The organism is Limosilactobacillus pulli, assembly GCF_947381555.1.
Lineage (GTDB): Bacteria > Bacillota > Bacilli > Lactobacillales > Lactobacillaceae > Limosilactobacillus > Limosilactobacillus pulli.
Genome location: NZ_CANCWQ010000054.1, coordinates 1 through 4,029, shown reverse-complemented (window position 1 = coordinate 4,029; position 4,029 = coordinate 1). Strand labels below are relative to the sequence as shown.

Genomic DNA, 4,029 nt, shown 5'->3' with positions numbered 1-4,029 from the left:
CAGACAACAGAAACAAATCGGTGAAAAACTACATTTTTAAACCGGTGAAATCCTACATTTTAAAATCGGTGTTGACATCCATGGTGTTTCATCACTGTTTAAGGGCCTGTATTGGCCTAATAAGTCATTACAATACATCACGATTCTAGCATAGTCGTCGTGAACATCATACATATCATCAGCAAGCACCTGCAGGAACGTAATAGCCGTGTCCGTGTCCAGTTTTGCCATTAACTTTAATATTTCTAGTTGGTTAGCCATTCTGTTCACTCTCACTTTCTCTGATTTGACGCTTAATCCGCTTTACAGTCGATTCACTTACACCAGTTGTCAATGCAGTTTCTCTAATTGAATGCGTTAATGAGTATTCATAAATCTTTTTATAACGATTCGTGATTCTACGTTTTGGCCTACCCTCACGATAGTTAGGATTGTGCTTTTTAGCATACGCCTTACCATTGGCTAAGCGCTCGACTATCAAGTCATGTTCGAATTCAGCCATAACCGTTAAAAAGTTAAACATGATCTTTCCAATAGGTGTTTTGTTATCTACATAGCCACCTAACTGCACGATATAAACCTTAACGCCTTTGCTCAACAAGTCATCCACGATATCAACCGCGACCCGTACTGTACGGCCAATTCTATCAACCTTAGTAAAGTAAATCTCATCACCTTTTTGCAGGTTATCATATAGCTTTTGCCATTTTGGTCTGTTTCTAGTCGTACCTGTAAACTTTTCAGCATAGATGTTTTCAGTTGGTACGCCTGCCTGCTCTAGCTCTTTTACTTGCAATTCTAAGTCTTGTCCAGTACCGCTAACCCTTGCGTATCCATATATCATCCTAAACACTCACTTTCTTGATGTTGATGTTACTTTCTGCACCAACTTTCTGAACTAGCTTATGTTTACACTTTATCACACTCACTTACCTAGGTCAACTATTGTCCACTAATTGACCCACCTTTTACAATATTCTGCAAAAAAGTTCAATCGTGCAATGCACTGGTACATAAGGCTTTAAGGGACGTTTTGAGATGAATTTGGTATATAATACTAAGACTTGTTTTGCCACGTCCTGCAGGTTCATAATTGGCTCAAAAAGGGCCTTAAAAATACTAAACATCATCTGTTTTTTGGGCTATTACGTCCTATTTTTGTTTAGTACCTTTTCTTGCATTTTCTACTAAACACATCTGTTTTTAGGGCCAATACGCACGATTTTTCAACCGAAAAATGAAAAGCAGGCGATTTTGTGTGTATCTACCTGCTTTACTCGTTTTATTCATTTTTCGTAAACACCGATTTCATGGTACTTTACGCCACTTTGCTATTACTTTATGCACTTTGAAATGAATAGCATCCCTTATAAGATAGCGCTTGCATAGGTCAAAAAGGGCCAAAAAATGCAGCGTTTAATAAGACCTATGGTGTGTTTGTTAAGCTACTCACTACGGGTATCTCTCTATATTTTCGTTGTTTTGTGCTAACTAGCCCCATCTTAACACCCAATTGCAGGTATGTTTTGAATGGTTTGTAGACCTGCAGATTTTGGTAAAATCAGAGTTTTACTCATATCTACATCATGGTCAATTATCCTGCGTCTTAACTGATTGTATTGCACTTTTGTTGTTTCGTGTGTCCAGTCATCAAGCAAAATCAAGTTAAGCGGTGTATTGCCCGCAATGGTTGACGTTTCATAGGGTAGGATATGATGAACCGTATATCCAGTCCAAGTTAGGTAATCCTCGTCCCACGCACTTTTAACTCTGTTCCAAGCACTAGGACAAACTCTACTCATGCTTTCAGCCATTATAAAATTATGGCAGTAACTAGTGTGATTCTGCCCAAAAACCCTAATTCCGAATCCTAGGTAACGCCTGTTGCCACGGCCTTTTTTGCTCAATGTATAAGGCTTACCAGTAGGGCTAAACACATCTAATTGCTTGTTAAACGCACTCACTCTTGCAGTTGTCAGTGTCTTGTACTTTCGTGTCGTCTGATTGCCTTTTAGCCACCATGTAACGGCCTTTTCATCTGGTCGGTACGCTCTAAGCAGTCTAGGGATGCAAGCACTAGACAAGCCACGTCCTAGCTTATCCAAGTCAATACTGGTTAGATCTACTATTGCCACGTCATGCTCTAGTTCAACGGGTATGCACGTGCTACACTCTCTAAGCACCATGTTTACGGCCTGCAGGTCTTGCATAGTCATTACGTCCATTAGGCGGCCACCGCCTTTACTGCGTTCTGATATGCTTTTACTGCACCTAGCAGGCGTTGCAACTCTCTTGTATCCGTATCATTTAAACGATATACATCCCTTTTAATCACGTTGACAAGATGTTCGTTTCCCCACTCATCAATGCTAGTGATACGGGTAATCGTTGACCCTTGATAGCGTCCATGTTCAGTGATAAAAGCCCACACGTCCGTCCTGCAACAACGTACTTTAATGCCGTGATTTTGGCCGTAAGACTTTTTCATAATCTTATCAGACCGTTTTTCATAGGCTTTCGCTACGGCTTTCTTTTTGTTCATATGGCTTTTACGCCACTCTTTTTTGGCCTTGTTTTTAAGTCCTGCAGGCACATCTAGGGCCTTTACAGTGTTGTAGATAGCCTTACTTTCCTGCTCGTCCTGCACGGCCTGTTTAACGCTTGTAGCCTTGTTGACGTTCGATAAGCAAAGGTAACGCCCTAGCCCGTCAAGGTCAAAGATTCGTTCAGAATGAGCTTGTCCAAATGGCTTAAAGCTCTCAATCAGCTCATTATGCAGATAGTTGACGCCACGGTTTAACACGCTACTAGAGGCCCTAATCAGCAGATGTACATGAGTGAGGCCGTATTGGTCATATTCGACAACGCTTGTCCAGCACTCAACTGCAAAAGGCAAGCTATTCAAAAAGCGTTCAATTCTGTTGTTCGTTACCTTTGTTGACTTACTTTCAGCATTGAAATGGCCTGTAAAAAAGGCGCAACGTAGACTATCAACGCCACGATCACTGTAATTGTTATAAAGGCTATCCAACCAACGGCTACGGTCTTTAGCTCTCTGTACGCTCGTTCTAGCTCCTTTAGAAGCCCGTGTACGGCCTTTTGCTTTTGCAGGTGTAACTACATGGCTAGATTCACTAACAACCGTCAGACCGTCATTATGAGCCACGTACGTGTTGATATTGTCAGCCCTAGTCAGCTGTTTATATTCTGTTTTAGTACTTGTATACAGCAATTTAAAAATCCCTTTCCAGCCCTGCAATCAATGGCTAGATAGGGACGAACAGAATAGGTTGTCAACCTACATTTTTCTTGCTTATTCTCAACTCAAAAGCTATAATAATAAGCGTTATATATATATGAAAAGCCGTTAAATAGCCATTCAAATATATACATGAGAAACACCCAACGTTAAAAGATTTTCGAAAAGCACTGCCATGCTTTTTTGATCTACCACATCTAACAACGTTGAACATCATATACTATACTTTTTGTTCGTCCTATGCACTGCCATGCCTAGGGCTTTTTTTATTCTCAAAATTAGTACTATTGTACGCCTTAAACGCCCGTCCTGCAAACGTTTTAAGCCGTTGTAAAGTACTCACATTACTAAATGAAAACATGAAACAACCCAAAAAAACAGGACAATGCAGTACTTTAAAAGTTTATTTTTTTCAGTCGCTTTCACGATATTTTGAAAAGTTTTCATTTTGTTTTCATGGCTTTCATGGCCCAAAAATGCAGCCCTTTTGCCTAGTCTTTCCAGCCGATATGATTGTACATATCAATTGCACCCTTGATATAAGATGCAGTCTGCTCGCCATATGCTAAAGTCCGTAGCAGGGCTAACTGATTGCTATTGATGTTTCGTACTAGGCTATCTATTACTAGCTCTGTATCGTTGTAGCCCTCTTGTAAGTCCATATCAGCCACTTTATCCCGTACGGCTTTCCATTGTTAACACCGGTTCTAAAATGTAGGAAAACACCGATTTGAAATTGTCGGTTTTCCTACAATTTTTTATACTAATTG

General features: G+C 40.3%; 3 protein-coding genes. All 3 read right to left on the bottom strand.

Translation table 11 applies throughout. The features are described 5' to 3' along the window. Positions 1–253 precede the first annotated feature (253 nt). The gene (locus QOS03_RS08935; protein WP_283576167.1) at positions 254–844 is read right to left on the bottom strand and encodes a recombinase family protein; all 591 of its coding nucleotides are present in this window, start codon (positions 842–844) and stop codon (positions 254–256) included. Positions 845–1,502: 658 nt separating this feature from the next. Next, positions 1,503–2,225: a hypothetical protein gene (locus QOS03_RS08930; RefSeq protein WP_283576166.1), complete on the bottom strand. Its 723-nt coding sequence runs from the start codon at positions 2,223–2,225 to the stop codon at positions 1,503–1,505. Continuing rightward, the gene (locus tag QOS03_RS08925; protein WP_283576165.1) at positions 2,225–3,232 is read right to left on the bottom strand and encodes a hypothetical protein; all 1,008 of its coding nucleotides are present in this window, start codon (positions 3,230–3,232) and stop codon (positions 2,225–2,227) included. Before QOS03_RS08925 ends, QOS03_RS08930 begins: the two co-directional genes overlap by 1 nt. Positions 3,233–4,029: the final 797 nt, after the last annotated feature.

Coding starts and splice junctions, on each gene's coding strand:
- QOS03_RS08935 (WP_283576167.1), bottom strand. CDS start 844: ATGATATATGGATACGCAAGGGTTAGCGGTACTGGACAAGACTTAGAA.
- QOS03_RS08930 (WP_283576166.1), bottom strand. CDS start 2,225: ATGGACGTAATGACTATGCAAGACCTGCAGGCCGTAAACATGGTGCTT.